General features: G+C 44.7%; 16 protein-coding genes. 10 read left to right on the plus strand and 6 right to left on the minus strand.

What is annotated here, in order from left to right:
• Positions 1 to 88 precede the first annotated feature (88 nt).
• Entirely contained in the window at positions 89 to 970 is an 882-nt protein-coding gene (locus O3A65_01955; GenBank protein MDA1331224.1) for an N-acyl homoserine lactonase family protein, read from the minus strand.
• A gap of 262 nt (positions 971 to 1,232) precedes the next feature.
• On the opposite strand from O3A65_01955, the gene rpmB reads away from it, so the two are divergent.
• Positions 1,233 to 1,466, plus strand: a complete 234-nt coding sequence (gene rpmB / locus O3A65_01960) for a 50S ribosomal protein L28 (protein ID MDA1331225.1) — start codon at positions 1,233 to 1,235, stop codon at positions 1,464 to 1,466.
• A 20-nt stretch (positions 1,467 to 1,486) separates the two neighbouring features.
• On the plus strand, positions 1,487 to 1,642 hold the full coding sequence (rpmG, locus tag O3A65_01965) for a 50S ribosomal protein L33 (GenBank protein ID MDA1331226.1): 156 nt from the start codon (positions 1,487 to 1,489) through the stop codon (positions 1,640 to 1,642).
• Between the two features lie 212 nt (positions 1,643 to 1,854).
• On the opposite strand, the gene O3A65_01970 is transcribed toward rpmG, so the two are convergent.
• The 5 genes from O3A65_01970 to purM all read right to left on the minus strand — a co-directional run bounded on the left by O3A65_01970 (position 1,855) and on the right by purM (position 6,850).
• A complete protein-coding gene (locus O3A65_01970) occupies positions 1,855 to 3,048 on the minus strand; it encodes a fatty acid desaturase (GenBank protein MDA1331227.1) in 1,194 nt (397 codons plus the stop codon).
• Positions 3,049 to 3,181: 133 nt separating this feature from the next.
• A complete protein-coding gene (locus O3A65_01975) occupies positions 3,182 to 4,441 on the minus strand; it encodes an RsmB/NOP family class I SAM-dependent RNA methyltransferase (protein MDA1331228.1) in 1,260 nt (419 codons plus the stop codon).
• Positions 4,441 to 5,157, minus strand: coding sequence for a DUF3108 domain-containing protein (locus O3A65_01980; protein ID MDA1331229.1), 717 nt, complete (start codon positions 5,155 to 5,157; stop codon positions 4,441 to 4,443). Before O3A65_01980 ends, O3A65_01975 begins: the two co-directional genes overlap by 1 nt.
• 6 nt (positions 5,158 to 5,163) lie before the next feature.
• Positions 5,164 to 5,790 (minus strand): phosphoribosylglycinamide formyltransferase, encoded by a 627-nt coding sequence (purN, locus tag O3A65_01985; protein MDA1331230.1) that lies wholly within the window; start codon positions 5,788 to 5,790, stop codon positions 5,164 to 5,166.
• A gap of 22 nt (positions 5,791 to 5,812) precedes the next feature.
• Positions 5,813 to 6,850, minus strand: coding sequence for a phosphoribosylformylglycinamidine cyclo-ligase (gene purM, locus O3A65_01990; protein MDA1331231.1), 1,038 nt, complete (start codon positions 6,848 to 6,850; stop codon positions 5,813 to 5,815).
• Between the two features lie 226 nt (positions 6,851 to 7,076).
• Here purM and hda point away from each other — a divergent pair, with 226 nt between their 5' ends.
• The 8 genes from hda to panC all read left to right on the plus strand — a co-directional run bounded on the left by hda (position 7,077) and on the right by panC (position 14,039).
• Positions 7,077 to 7,763, plus strand: a complete 687-nt coding sequence (hda, locus tag O3A65_01995) for a DnaA regulatory inactivator Hda (protein ID MDA1331232.1) — start codon at positions 7,077 to 7,079, stop codon at positions 7,761 to 7,763.
• Positions 7,764 to 7,798: 35 nt separating this feature from the next.
• On the plus strand, positions 7,799 to 8,464 hold the full coding sequence (locus O3A65_02000; protein MDA1331233.1) for an HAD-IB family hydrolase: 666 nt from the start codon (positions 7,799 to 7,801) through the stop codon (positions 8,462 to 8,464).
• Positions 8,465 to 8,471: 7 nt separating this feature from the next.
• Positions 8,472 to 9,452, plus strand: a complete 981-nt coding sequence (locus O3A65_02005; GenBank protein ID MDA1331234.1) for an iron ABC transporter permease — start codon at positions 8,472 to 8,474, stop codon at positions 9,450 to 9,452.
• On the plus strand, positions 9,439 to 10,203 hold the full coding sequence (locus O3A65_02010) for an ABC transporter ATP-binding protein (GenBank protein ID MDA1331235.1): 765 nt from the start codon (positions 9,439 to 9,441) through the stop codon (positions 10,201 to 10,203). Before O3A65_02005 ends, O3A65_02010 begins: the two co-directional genes overlap by 14 nt.
• A gap of 95 nt (positions 10,204 to 10,298) precedes the next feature.
• Entirely contained in the window at positions 10,299 to 11,615 is a 1,317-nt protein-coding gene (gene pcnB, locus O3A65_02015; protein MDA1331236.1) for a polynucleotide adenylyltransferase PcnB, read from the plus strand.
• Entirely contained in the window at positions 11,612 to 12,106 is a 495-nt protein-coding gene (gene folK / locus O3A65_02020) for a 2-amino-4-hydroxy-6-hydroxymethyldihydropteridine diphosphokinase (GenBank protein MDA1331237.1), read from the plus strand. Before pcnB ends, folK begins: the two co-directional genes overlap by 4 nt.
• 260 nt (positions 12,107 to 12,366) lie before the next feature.
• Positions 12,367 to 13,161 (plus strand): 3-methyl-2-oxobutanoate hydroxymethyltransferase, encoded by a 795-nt coding sequence (gene panB / locus O3A65_02025; GenBank protein ID MDA1331238.1) that lies wholly within the window; start codon positions 12,367 to 12,369, stop codon positions 13,159 to 13,161.
• A gap of 44 nt (positions 13,162 to 13,205) precedes the next feature.
• Entirely contained in the window at positions 13,206 to 14,039 is an 834-nt protein-coding gene (gene panC / locus O3A65_02030) for a pantoate--beta-alanine ligase (protein MDA1331239.1), read from the plus strand.
• Positions 14,040 to 14,044: the final 5 nt, after the last annotated feature.

Here is a 14,044-nt window from a genome sequence, read left to right on the forward strand (position 1 = left end):
ATTTGTGTGAATTCCGGATGATGTTCAGGTTAAAAAAACCCCCTATGAAGGGGGTTTTTTCCGTTAAGTCTACGTTACAAGTAAATTATTACTTGTACCAACGATCTCCACCGGCCGCCCACTGATTTTCATCGTGGCCAAAAAATAGCTGGACGCCTTGTAGATCACGAATGAACTTCATGCGATTTAATGATTCAAAATACGTCTTAACACTGAAGTTTAAGCCTGCAGGATGGCCGTCAAGGTTTTCCTGCATCCAAATGGCATCTTGAGCAAGTAGGATACGCTTGCCAGACTTCATTGTAACTTGCATTGACTGGTGGCCAAGTGTGTGACCTGGCGTGCTTAAAATCACAACGCTTCCGTCACCAAAGAGGTCATAGTCGCCATTAAGTTCCAGGAAGTTGTAGCCTCGAGTGCCTTCCATGTCTGCTTTGACGAATGGAGCTCCGGTACGGCCTTGGAATTGCTCTGGCCACCAACCCTGATACAACTCAGCTTTTTGGAAAGCATGGACTGCGTTTGGGAATAGCTTCAAGTTTCCGGCATGATCCAAGTGAGCATGAGAGGTTACAACAACCTTAACGTCTTCTGTTTTATAGCCTAACTTCTTGAGCCAGCCGTCGATTGTGGTTGCAGCAGTTTGATTTGGCTTTAAGAAGCCACAAGTACCCTTATCCCAATAAGCTTCACAGTTTTTTGTAACTTCTATATTGTTACCTGTATCAAAAACAACCAAACCTTTGTCATGATCAATGATCCACATGCTGATAGGAATGGTTACGTCCCGAACCTTATCTGCAGGGATTGATGGAATCAAGCCATTGATTGCGAAAGGCCCAAACATACCACTAGTTGCCCAGTACGCTTTGTTAACACCTGTAGCTTTGTGTTTGTGACCATCAGCTGACGCGCTTACGGCGACTGCTAGAGCCGCAACGCCTAACACTAAACTAAGAACTTTTTTCATTTAGTACTCCTCTTCACTAGAAAATAAAATAAATCCCCGATTATTTTTAATTACTTATTTTGGGGATTGAGGAAAACATACCTTCCACAGCGTCTAATCTACACCCGGTTCGGTTTGGATACAAGGTTAATGGTTCTTTTTTGGAGCTTAATACAATGAAAAATTCAATCTTTGGCCCCCTTATATATTGCCAAAAATGACGTTTCTATGGTATAAAGCTTGGCTTTACAAATAGTGACAATTAAAAGTAGGACCTTAACTTATGTCTAGAGTATGCCAAGTCACCGGTATAAAGCCGATAACAGGAAATAACGTCTCTCACGCCAATAATAGAAATAAGAGACGATTTTTGCCAAATCTTCATTCTAAGCGCATTTGGGTGGAGAGTGAGAATCGATGGGTGAGACTTCGTCTGACGCCGGCGGGTTTGCGGTTAATCGATAAGAAAGGTATTGACGTTGTGTTAGCTGAGATGCGCGCACGAAAGGCAATTTAAGGACTTAATGGAGAATCAGCATGAGAGATAAGATCAAATTAGAGTCTTCTGCAGGTACCGGACACTTTTACACTACAACAAAAAACAAACGTACCATGCCAGAGAAAATGGAGATTAAGAAATTTGATCCTGTTGTTCGAAAGCACGTGATCTACAAAGAGACTAAGCTCAAGTAGATTAAGTTGTAGTTTTCATGAAATAGAAAGGCCCGCTAAATGCGGGCTTTTTGTTGCCAAAGGCAACTTTAGAAGAAAATGGACGCTTACGAGTTATTCAAGAATTAATGTTTGTAACTCATCACGATAGATTGATTAAGTTTGGTAATTATTTACATGAACCTATCGAAGAATACTCAATTGAAGACTTGTATCTGTTCACTAATATTTAGCTAGGCATACCGGCGCAAGAGATAGGAAAAGTCTTTCAATGCTGTAATACCCGATGTTTCAGCTCGTTTGCACCAGTCTTCGAGGCGCTCTACCAATTGCTCTTTAGACGCCGTCGACTTAATCCACAGCTCGGACAATTCGTCCCGCATTTTCACAATCGTTCTTAATGTTTTACTCTTCTCCCCAAATTGCTTAAGTCGTTCTAAGTCAGTGGGGCTCAAAAACTTTTGATCAAAAGATAACCATTTTCCGATGTCGGGTCTTTTGAATCGATGTAGCTCGGCAATGTGTTTTATCTCCGCCACACATGTGGCCTTAATGGAGTTAGAGTATTGAGCCAACACATCCCAACGATGTGTGATGATGGCTTGAAGATTTTTGTCATCAATGCTTTGTGGCGAGTCTGATAATTGAACCTTTGCAGCCATACGTTTTACAGTGGCAAGTCCAACTATCTCCATCAGACGGATATACAGCCAGCCTATATCAAACTCGTACCATCGGGACGAAAGCTTGGCTGATGACGCATAGGCATGATGATTGTTGTGTAACTCTTCACCACCGATCAGTATGCCCCACGGAATAATGTTCGTGCTTGCGTCATTAACGTTGAAATTACGGTAACCAAGGACGTGCCCAACGCCATTAATTACTCCGGCGGCAAAAAGAGGAATCCAAATCATCTGAACCGCCCAAATTGTAATTCCGATCGCACCGAAGAGTATTAAGTCGATAACAAGCATTGTGACAATTCCGATCGTTTCGTGTTTCTTGTAGAGACGCCTCTCAATCCAATCATCAGGTGTACCATGACCGAATTTGTCGATTGTTTCCTGATTTTTAGCCTCTTTTTTGTATAACTCGGCGCCTTCAGTAAAGACTTTCTTTAATCCCAGTGTTTGTGGGCTGTGAGGGTCTTCCTCTGTTTCACATCTCGCGTGATGTTTCCGATGAATTGCAGTCCATTGTTGCGTGACCATACCCGTTGTTAGCCAAAGCCAGAAGCGGAAAAAATGAGTGACGACAGGGTGAAGGTCTAGTGCTCGGTGAGCAGAGTGTCGATGTAGGTAAATCGTTACTGCCGCAATGGTTATGTGTGTAAGACCCAAAGCGGTGAGAATATAGCCCCACCAAGGTAAATCAATGAGTCCGCTAGTCCATGTCGACGCTTGGGCAATAGTTGCTAAGTCCATTCAATATCCTCATTTATGACGCGTTATCCAGCATTTTAAACCAACTGAGCGATAGAAATATTAAAATTTAACTCCCTACGACCTCAAAAGTGCTGAATTGTTCTCTTTTAATTAGGGTTTTCTTTTGGCGTGGCTAAAGCGCCTTCAATACAGCAGAGAAAAAACCATCACATCCATGGATATTTGGCAACAGTCTTAAGTATGGGGCCGATTCTATATAAATTCCATCAATAGCGAGTGCTTCGGCCGCATTAACAAGCTCGAATTTGCCTGGGTGGTCCTCCATAAAGCGCTCAACTACGGACTCATTTTCATCGCGAAGTAGGCTGCAGGTCCCATACACGATTAATCCCCCCAGTTTCACCAATTTACTCGCGGAACTCAGAATTCTGAATTGTTTTTCGCTCATCGAGGTAATATCTTGTTCTTTTTGTCGCCATTTCATGTCGGGGTTACGCCGCAACGTGCCTAATCCGCTGCAGGGGGCATCAATCAAGACGCGATCAATTTTACCAGTAAGCCTTTGAATTCTGGGATCAGTTTCGCTGCCGATTAACTGCGGGTGGACGTTTGATAATCCGGACCTTTTTAATCGAGGTTTTAAACGCTCTAATCGTTTGGCTGACACATCGAAAGCATAAAGACGACCTGTGTTGCTCATCATCGCACCGAGTGCCAGTGTTTTTCCGCCGGCTCCTGCGCAGAAATCCACGACCATCTGACCTCTTTTTGCGCCTACAAGTTGCGCGAGTATTTGGCTTCCTTCATCCTGCACCTCAATATGCCCCTCAAGAAATAGCCTGTGTTTTTGTAGTTCGAAATTGTCTTTGAGGCGTATGCCATGAGGTGAGAGTAATGTGGGTGTTGCCTCGATGCCTTCGACCGCTAATTCAGCCAACACTTTGTCTCGAGATGATCGAATTAAATTCACGCGTAGATCAAACGGCGCCTTGCGCAGTAAGGATTGCGCAAGACTTGAACCCTCATCGGAGCCATATTGTGTTTCAATTTTTCGCCATAACCAATCCGGTAGAGAATAGCGCTCTTGAATACTGAGCTCACCTGGGCGTTCATCACAGAGTCGTTGTATGTCTTTGTGCCATCTTGCCGCAACTTTGCTTTTGAGAGATTTGAGTGACAAACCAAAGACCTTATTCAAGGCGGCGAGACAAAGCATCAGTGCGTCTTCTGATCCCGAAGTCTTTTCCAAGTATATTTTGTTTCGGATGACGCTATAGGCCACATCAGCAACGACCGGACGTTCATGACTACCCAAGTCTCTATTATTTCTGAAATAGCTGGATAGTATTGAATCTGCTGGAGACGTGAATTTCAATATTTCGGTGGTCGCTGCAACGGCAGCATCGAAGACTTTTGGGCTCAGTGCTTCCACTAATTTGTGGTCAGAGTCTGAACAGTAGACTCGATGACATTCCCTTTCTTGTCAACAAATCGGATTTTTATGGGTAATAAATCGTGTTGATGTGACAACCAAAATTCAAACTGCTGATCGATGTCGTTGTCGACGACTTTTTTGAAGTGCGCTACTTTTAGCGCGCCAATTGCTGTTTTAATTACATCATCGTCCCTACGCTCGTATTGGTAGAGCTTGAATCGTCTGCCATCGGTAATATAAATAGATGATTTCATGGGTAGTTTCTTTTTAAAAGCAAAGAGGTAGGGCAGTGTTGCTTGATCCGCGCTCTCAGCAATCAGCGGTAACGTTTGTTGACCATCCTGCGTTACTAGCGTTACTTCTTGCTTCTCCCAATCAAAGTTAGCTTCGCTGCGTCCCTTTTTTTTGTTCCCCTCTTCGCTAAAATATTTAGGAGTGAGTCCAGCCGCAGAAACGAGTCCTCTACTTTTGCGCTTGATCTCGTCAAGATATAGTGACGCTAGTCCTTTGGGAATAATTTGACTAGTCAGCGTGTAGGAGCCTGAGTCGTGTTGGAGGGTGTCGATGCCTCGCCCAATTTTTAGGCTGCCCATAGTGACCTCAAATACAATCCTTACTGTTGGAGGCGGCGCGGCTTGCGCTGTATTTATGAACTCAAGGCTCATCAATGTAAAAAATACACAAAAGAAGTCAGATCCTGTTTTGAGGCTCAACGCAAATTACCTTTGAAAGCTAAAACTGTCATCAATAATCGATGGATCTAATGTGACGCGGTTAGCTTTCATTGTACAGTGTCCATCTAAAACCCATGTGACCGTTTTAGGCAGAATCTTGTGTTCAAGGATGAGAACGCGATCGGCGAGCGTTTGAGGGGTATCGTTTGGTCTGACCCAAAGCGCGGCTTGCGCAATAATGGGGCCCTCATCAAGGTTAGGGGTTACGAAGTGAACGGTACAGCCGTGCAGTTTTACGCCTTCTGTAATTGCTCTTTCGTGGGTGTTTAGCCCTCGAAACGCGGGCAGTAAAGAGGGGTGGATATTGATCATTTTCCCAGGAAAGCGCGTTACCAGGCCGGCCGTTAGAATTCTCATAAATCCAGCCAGTACAACAAGGTCTGGCTGGATTGCAGCTATGGCGTCCCCCAAGGCCTCATCGAAGGAGTGGCGATCAGCATAGTCACGGTGATTGACAACGCAGGTATTGATGTTCCGTGCCTCAGCGAAGGTCAAGCCCGCAGCATTTGGATTGTTGCTGATGACGCCGCAAATTTCATAAGGTAACTGTGCGTCAACAATGGCTTGCATGTTGGTACCGCGTCCAGATATCAAGATGGCTATTTTTTTCATGAGATCTGCGCCGTATACTCGGTTAAGTCTTGATAAGACGTGTTTGGTGCTCCGTTCCTTGTCTGTCTAAAACGCTTCCAATTCGAAATACGGTTTCACCTGCTGATTCAAGCATACGGATTAGAGTGTCCGCATGCTCTGGAGCACAAACTACTACCATGCCTATCCCGCAATTAAACACCCGAAGCATTTCTTCGTCGTCAACATTTCCATTTTTCTGAATCCACGTAAATAGATCGCTTCTTGGCCAGGCATGGACGTCAATTTCCGCAATGAGATTTTTGGGGAGTATTCTTGGGACGTTCTCAGTGATCCCACCGCCCGTTATGTGGGCGAGACCTTTAATCGTTCCTGTTTTGATAGCTTCTAGAACGGGGCGAACATAAATTCGCGTTGGCTCAATGAGTAAGTCTCCAAGCGTCTTTTCCCCAATAATTTGATCGAGTTTAGCTCCAGATTTTGAGATTATTTTACGGATTAAAGAGTACCCATTTGAATGAGCGCCACTGCTGCTTAGCCCTAGAAGTACATCACCGTTGGAGATGTCTGCGCCTGAGATAATTTGGTCTTTTTCTACGGCGCCCACTGCAAATCCAGCTAGATCGTATTCGTCACCAGAGTACATTCCTGGCATTTCTGCGGTCTCTCCGCCAATGAGCGCGCATCCGGCCTGCCTACATCCTTGCGCGATACCGGAAATAACATCTGTTGCTCTTGAGACGTCAAGTTTTCCACAAGAAAAATAATCGAGGAAGAATAAAGGTTCGGCCCCTTGTACCAAAATGTCATTGACGCTCATTGCGACCAGATCGATTCCAATGGTGTCGTGTCGTTCAAGGTCCAACGCGATTTTTAATTTGGTTCCCACGCCATCTGTTCCTGTAACAAGAACCGGATTTTTATAGCCTTTTGGAAGTTCAAATAAAGCACCAAATCCGCCGATGCCCCCGAGCGTGCCGTCTCTATTTGTCCTAGCTGCTAGCGGTTTGATATTTTTGACAAGTTGCTCGCCAGCGTCTATGTCGACTCCAGCTTCCTTGTATGAGAGTTTTTCGTTCATCACGATCGGTCGCTCGCTTAAGTCCTGACCCGCCAACAGAATTTTATGCAGGTCTTTTGGTTCGTTAACGTGATAATCAACCAAGGCCAGTCTCAGACCCTGATAGAATTCTCAGTATTGATATTGAATTCTACCTAAACTCACTCTGGTTTACTTTGTTACTTAGCGCTGCGTGCCAAAGTGAGACACTTCAGAGAGAACTTACTCGCTATATTATTAGCGGTTAATGAAACGACCAATGCATCAACTTGCTTTTCAACTGAAAACGGCACCGCCTCCTTCGCTCGACAATTTTGTTGTTGGGCAGAACCGCGAGCTTTTATCGACTATAGGAAAGTTTTTGCTTGGTCGGGAAGAGGTTCGGTTTATGTATCTTTGGGGTTTGGAAGGATCGGGGAAGACGCATTTGTTGCGAGCTGTTGGAGCCGCTTGGCAAGATTCAGGTAAGCAGACTTCTTATGGTTTGAGCTTGGATCATTCGGATCCTCTGGATGATCAGCTCTGTGTGTGTGTTGATGGAGTAGACCGCTTAGATGGGGATGAGCAAATCGAATTTTTTAATGTTTATAACGAGATAAGAGATTGCGGTGGACGCATGTTTGTTAACGGGCGGCAACCTTTATCCGGGCTAAGTCTTAGGCCAGATGTGCTCACTCGGCTTGGCTGGGGTTTGGTGTATCAAATCTTCCCATTGGATGATATTCAAAAAAAAGAGGCTATGGTGGAGTATGCGAAACTGCGTGGATTTGACATTTCCCCAGAGGTCATTGCGTTTGTCTTAGCGCGGCATCCTCGTGATTTGACGAGTCTTGTAGCGTTGCTCGATGGTTTAGATCGATATTCTATGGAGCTTAAAAGGGGCATCACGATTCCCTTAGTCAAATCATTTTTTGCGTTGGGAGATCTAGTTTGATGGTTTTCGATGTTTAAGTTAATTAAGGTCAACGTATGAAGCTGGTTCTTTTTGATCTCGATAACACATTGCTTGATGGTGATAGCGATTATGAATGGGCGCAATTTCTTATCGAGAAGGGGATTCTTGATCGAGAAGAATACGAAAGTCGTAATCAGGATTTTTATTCAAAGTATCAAAACGGTACGCTTGATATTGCCGAGTTTTTGGATTTTCAATTGCGACCGTTAAGCAAGCATTCACGTATTCAATTGAATCAGTGGCACGATGAATATATGAGTTCGAAAGTGCGGCCCATGATCACACAGGCGGCGCGTGATTTGGTGCTCCAGTTTTCAGGCGAATTAGTTGCTATCGTTACAGCGACCAATTCATTCATCACGCGACCCATAGCAGATGAGTTCTTCATTGAACATCTCATTGCTACTGAGCCAGAAGAGATAGAGGGCGAATTCACAGGTAACGTTGTCGGAGAGCCGTCCTTTCGGGAGGGGAAGGTGAAGCGCGTGAATCAATGGTTGAACGCCATAGATTTGTCTTTGGCGAATTTTGAGGAAACTTTATTTTTTAGTGACTCGATTAACGATCTACCTCTACTTGATGTCGTACAAACACCAATAGCAGTTAATCCAGACCTGAAGTTGCTTGACCATGCGCGGTTAAATGGTTGGGAGGTGCTTAACTTGCACCGCAAACAATAACCTTCTAATGTTACGAATTGGTCAGTCGTCAGCATTATTTTTGGTAGCCTGCCTGAGTGTTTGTGTATCGATCGCGTGCATTAGTTTTGGTAGTGTGTCTATTCCGATCACAACGATTATTGATGGTATTCGCTCAGGTGAGGGGATTTATTGGACGGTAATCTCGCAGTTGAGATTTCCTAGGATTCTTGCTGCCTTTATTTCGGGCGCGCTACTCGCGATGTCTGGTTGTTTACTCCAAACTTTGTTACGTAATCCACTTGCGGATCCTTATATTTTTGGTATTTCCAGTGGTGCGTCTTTGGGTGTCCTTGGGGCGCTGGTGTTCGCGGTACCAGCTTATTCAATCGCGTTTGGATTTCTCGGGGGGGGGTTAGTGATTGTGCTGGTCGCATTAATCGCCAGCAGGGGCGCAGATTGGAATCCTTATCGACTCATCCTGACAGGGGTGATGGTGTCGGCAGGCTTGAATGCACTGATCAGTTTGATTCTTGTGCTGTCTCCGCCAAATATGATGAAAGGTATGATTTTTTGGATGATGGGAGATCTGACCTACGCGCAACCTAGGGTTTGGGCTGGTGCGCTTGCGATCTTAATTATCGTTGTTGGCGTTGTTTTTGGGCGAGCGCTTGATGCTATGTCGCTTGGATCTGAACGTGCGTTAGCTATTGGTGTTTCTGTGAAACGACTTGAATATGCGATCTACCTTTTAGCCTCTTCAGCAGCCGTTGCCGTTGTGGTTGAGGGTGGGGCAATTGGTTTTGTCGGTCTTGTAGTACCGCATATGATTCGAATGACTGGCGTTTGGTCGCATCGATATTTGATCCCGATGTCTGCTTGTGTCGGCGGTGCCATGGTGGCAGTTGCGGATACCTTAGCGCGGTCTGTTTGGGCGCCTCTACAATTACCTGTGGGCGTTATGACCGCTCTGATTGGCGTGCCCGTCCTGATTTACTTATTAAATAAGCGTAGCGATGTTAGAGACTAATGATCTGGCGGTTATGATTGGTGATAAGGTGCTTTTGAGTGACCTCTCTTTAGCAGTGGGTTTAGGTGAGAACTGGGCAATTTTGGGTGCTAATGGGACAGGTAAATCATCTTTGTTGCGACTTTTAGCGGGCATTGATAAGCCGTTGAAGGGAAGAATCCTCGCCGATGGTGTTGCGACGCATGCGTTTCCGAAAAAATCCTTAGCGAGGCAGATTGGCTTACTACCCCAGTTTGAAGAGGATCATTATTGGGGGTGTGTGGAGGAGTATGTTGGGTTAGGACGTTATTCTCATGCGACTAGGCTTTGGGGTAAATCTGCTGATGATCAGATAATGACTCAACGAGCGCTAGAACATTTTGATATCTTGAGTTTGAGTGGCCGTGAATACCGTAGTTTGTCCGGCGGCGAGCGACAGCGCGTGCGTTTGGCCAGTTTAATGGCACAAGATCCGAAATTATTTCTTTGGGACGAGCCACTTGAAAATTTAGATTATTCTGGGCAGATGAAATTTTTATCGTGGGTTTGTGATCTAACACAAAAGAAAGATAAAGCCTCGATGATGGTAGTACACGACATCAATATGGTGAACCGTTTTTTTACGCACACGCTGATGCTGTTTGCGGATGGGGCTCATTTTTCGGGTACTTGCAGTGAAACACTGACCCTTAGTAATTTAGAGGCTTTATATCTGACTCGGTTTGATCTGGTGATGCATGATGGTGCACGGCTGTTCGTTCCGATCTGCTGAAAGGGTGTACGTTATAATCCCCGTACAAGCACTAGGGTTAACCTGTCGAGATACAGTTCAATGAATCAATGATAAGGCGTCTAATTAGTAGGCTTATGGGGCAGCAGCCACCAAAGGGGAGTCGCCCAATTCGTATTCCTGTTGAGGAACACGACATAGATATTCGTCATATTAGTGCTTGCGCTACCCGGATAATCTCAACCCTTAATCAAAGGGGCTACGAAGCTTATGTTGTCGGTGGTGCTGTTCGGGATTTGTTGTTGGGCTTCAAGCCCAAAGATTTCGATGTGGTTACTGGCGCGACACCCGAGCAAGTCAGGAGGGTGTTCGGGAGTTCTCGAATCATTGGTCGTCGATTTAGATTGGTGCATGTGTACTGCGGGGGTGACTTGGTTGAAGTGTCTACGTTTCGTGCGCCGCATGACACGTCAGATACCCAAGATCGTAAAGGTCGTGTGTTACGTGACAATACGTTTGGTTCAATTAATGAGGATGCGATCCGGCGTGATTTCACGGTGAACGCACTTTTTTATGACATGCGCACTGAAGAGGTTTTAGATTTTTGTGGAGGCTATGAAGACACGAGACAGAGTGTGCTTAGAATTATTGGGGCTCCTATGCAGCGGTATCGAGAGGATCCAGTGCGGATGCTGCGTGCAATCAGGCTTTCTGAGAAGCTTGACTTAACCATTGATTCCAAAACGAAGGCTCCGTTCAAAAAGCTAGCTACGCTTTTGGGTGATGTACCCACCGCTCGACTTTATGATGAATTTATAAAAATTATAAAAAGTGGCTCTTCGGCGTCTGCTGTAGAGCAAATTGTGACTCACGGTTTTCATGTAGCTTTATTTAAAAAATTAGGCAAGATCAAAGAGAAATCTGAAGAAGGAGAATTTTTGCAATTGGTGTTTCAAAAAACTGATGAGCGAATTAATAGCGGAAAGTCGGTTTCCCCTGCATTTGTATTTGCTGCAGTTCTTTGGGCTGATGTGCAAAAAAAGTGGAATTATGTTGAGGGAGATCCTAAGTATATGGGTACTCTCGCACGATCAATAGATGACGTTTGTGATGGCATGGGGCAAACGTTTATTCCTAAAAGACTTATTGCTGACGTTAGAGATATTTGGTATCTCCAAGGTCGCCTCTTGGCCCGTAAAGGCAAGAAGCCCGCTCAGACTTTGCGGCATGGGAGATTTCGTGCCGGCTATGATTTTTTGGAGCTAAGAGGTTTTGCTGGAGAGGTCGCAGAGGAATTGGTGGAGTGGTGGCGATATTTTCAGGAGCTTCCGCTAGAGGATCAAGATTCATGGTTAGAGCGTAATAATACGGTTGACTCAAATAGGTCTGTAAAACGCGGGCGACGTCGAACGAGAAAAAAGCCGAGTACTAATATTGCTGCTTTAGACGAATGAAAGAGGGTGGTGTTAGCGAGGTTGCATTTATTGGTCTGGGTTCAAACTTAGGGGATGCTTTGCAAAATGTGCGTGACGCGTTGGACAATATTAGCAGGCTGCAGTCTGTTGACATGATCGCCACATCTTCTTTTTATAAGTCGGATCCTATCGGAATAGTTGACCAACCGGACTTCGTGAATGCAGTTTGCAAAGTATCGGTCAGTATAGGCCCGGATACATTGCTTCAGTATTTGCTGAATATCGAGAAAATTTTTGGTAGGGTCAGAACGGTTCGTAATGGACCTCGAATTATTGATTTAGATGTGCTCCTGTTTGGTGAGATGAGATATTCGTCATCTGATATCTGCATCCCACATCCGCGAATGTTTGAAAGGGCTTTTGTCTTAAAGCCGTTATTAGAAATTGCTCCGGAAATAAGATTTTCTAAAAATTTCGTTTCCTCGAATTCCATTGAGCTTATAGCGGGCGAGTCTGTTACGAAAATATAAAGAACTACAATCCTTGTTTGATGACTCGATTCTCTCGAAATATAATTTTGTAACAAATATATAATCTTTCGCATTTTTGATGAGAAGATGATTGAGTGATACGTTCGGTGATGTGGCAATGTGTTATTGAGTAGAAAGACATTGTAAATAGTAGAATCTTTAAAGTCAGATTAATAGGTACTAAAAAATTAATCGAAATAGTAAATAGACTAAATGAGTAAGGCAATCTGGTCGTAGCCAAAAACTGTGAAGGATTAATGATGGCAAAAGTAACAATTTCGACGCTGAAAAAAATGCGTTCTGAAAATGATCCGATTACGATGTTGACGTGTACTGATGCTAGTTTTGCGGGTATGTTGGATATTGCTGAAGTTGATATGTTCTTAGTTGGAGATTCGCTGGGCATGGTGGTGAAAGGCGACAATTCTACTTTGGGCGTGACTATGGATGACATGGCGTACCACATTAGGTGCGTTGCTAAGGGCACGAGTCGTGGACTTATTGTCGGGGATTTGCCGTTTGGGAGTTATCAACAAAGTCCGGAGCAGGCTTTCGAGAATGCGGTCGAATTGATGGCTGCGGGTGCGCATATGGTCAAACTCGAAGGCGGGACGATTATGGCGGACACTGTTAATTTTGTAGTAGAGCGTGGTATCCCCGTTTTTGGGCATATCGGACTGACCCCACAATCTGTTCACGCGTTTGGCGGTTTTAAGGTTCAAGGGAAAACTGACGAGGCCCTTAATGAGTTAGTTGTGGCAGCGAAGGCATTAGAGGCTGCAGGTGCTTCTGGTTTGGTGCTCGAGTTGGTGCCCAACGAGGTAGGTAAACGAGTGACGGAGTCCGTCAATATTCCTGTAATTGGTATTGGCGCGGGTCCATTTTGTTCCGGTCAAATTCTTAATCTTTACGATATGTTGGATATTTATCAGGGCCATAAGCCAAAATTCGTGAAAAATTTCATGACTGGAGCCCCTTCCATATTGGACGCGGTAAAGGCGTACGTTGCAGAGGTAAAAGTAGGAACTTTCCCAGCACCGGAACATTGCTTTTAATTTGTTGGGTACTATTGTGTATTGGGAAATGAGGGTGTATTGCAATGGAAATAATTAGGACAATTCCCGAGCTTAGGGCACGTTTATCATCAGAGACTCAGGTGTGTTGTGTGCCAACGATGGGGAACATTCATGATGGTCACTTGAGTTTGGTACGTATCGGTAAAGAGCGTGCACCCATTGTGGTAACGACAATTTTTGTCAATCGGCTTCAGTTTGGGCAAAGCGAAGATTTTTCGCGATATCCACGGACGTTTGAGGAGGATTGCGCAAAGTTGGAAAGTTTAGGGAACGATATTGTGTTTTGTCCGAATGAGTATGAAATGTATCCCGAGCCGCAAGTATTTTTTATTGATCCTCCTAAGATCGCTAATGGTTTAGAGGGGCGATTTAGACCGGGTCATTTTCGAGGGGTTTGCACGGTGGTTACAAAATTATTTAATGTGGTTCAACCTCGGATGGCTGTATTTGGAAAGAAAGATTATCAGCAACTCGCTATCATTCAAGAATTAACGGAACAGTTGTCTATGCCTATTGAAATTGTTCCAGCTGAAACAGTGCTATCAGATGACGGCTTAGCGTTGTCCTCTAGAAATCGCTTTTTAAGTGAGTCTGAACGGAGCGAAGCGCCAAGACTGAGAGATACGATGATCCAGATCAGAGATGCAATTTTGGGTGGAGATCGCAAGTATGTTGCAATGGAGTACGCTGCGGGTGCGCGTTTGGCGCGTTATGGTTGGACTGTTGACTATGTCGTTATTCGTGCTCAGAAAGGGTTGCGCAGACCAGCGGAAAATGAAACGAAGTTAGTCGTTCTTGGTGCTGCAACCCTGGGTTCTACGAGACTCATCGATAATCTTGAAATTAACGTCGAGTAAATCAA

The sequence above is a fragment of the Pseudomonadota bacterium genome (genome assembly GCA_027624715.1).
Lineage (GTDB): Bacteria > Pseudomonadota > Gammaproteobacteria > Burkholderiales > Eutrophovitaceae > Eutrophovita.

Excerpts from the sequence above, each read along its gene's own strand:
- O3A65_02005 (MDA1331234.1), top strand. The coding sequence starts at position 8,472 with ATGTTACGAATTGGTCAGTCGTCAGCATTATTTTTGGTAGCCTGCCTG.
- O3A65_02010 (MDA1331235.1), top strand. The coding sequence starts at position 9,439 with ATGTTAGAGACTAATGATCTGGCGGTTATGATTGGTGATAAGGTGCTT.
- O3A65_01955 (MDA1331224.1), bottom strand. The coding sequence starts at position 970 with ATGAAAAAAGTTCTTAGTTTAGTGTTAGGCGTTGCGGCTCTAGCAGTC.
- rpmG (MDA1331226.1), top strand. The coding sequence starts at position 1,487 with ATGAGAGATAAGATCAAATTAGAGTCTTCTGCAGGTACCGGACACTTT.
- O3A65_01970 (MDA1331227.1), bottom strand. The coding sequence starts at position 3,048 with ATGGACTTAGCAACTATTGCCCAAGCGTCGACATGGACTAGCGGACTC.
- pcnB (MDA1331236.1), top strand. The coding sequence starts at position 10,299 with ATGGGGCAGCAGCCACCAAAGGGGAGTCGCCCAATTCGTATTCCTGTT.
- O3A65_02000 (MDA1331233.1), top strand. The coding sequence starts at position 7,799 with ATGAAGCTGGTTCTTTTTGATCTCGATAACACATTGCTTGATGGTGAT.
- panB (MDA1331238.1), top strand. The coding sequence starts at position 12,367 with ATGGCAAAAGTAACAATTTCGACGCTGAAAAAAATGCGTTCTGAAAAT.
- folK (MDA1331237.1), top strand. The coding sequence starts at position 11,612 with ATGAAAGAGGGTGGTGTTAGCGAGGTTGCATTTATTGGTCTGGGTTCA.
- rpmB (MDA1331225.1), top strand. The coding sequence starts at position 1,233 with ATGTCTAGAGTATGCCAAGTCACCGGTATAAAGCCGATAACAGGAAAT.
- purM (MDA1331231.1), bottom strand. The coding sequence starts at position 6,850 with ATGAACGAAAAACTCTCATACAAGGAAGCTGGAGTCGACATAGACGCT.
- panC (MDA1331239.1), top strand. The coding sequence starts at position 13,206 with ATGGAAATAATTAGGACAATTCCCGAGCTTAGGGCACGTTTATCATCA.
- purN (MDA1331230.1), bottom strand. The coding sequence starts at position 5,790 with ATGAAAAAAATAGCCATCTTGATATCTGGACGCGGTACCAACATGCAA.
- hda (MDA1331232.1), top strand. The coding sequence starts at position 7,077 with ATGAAACGACCAATGCATCAACTTGCTTTTCAACTGAAAACGGCACCG.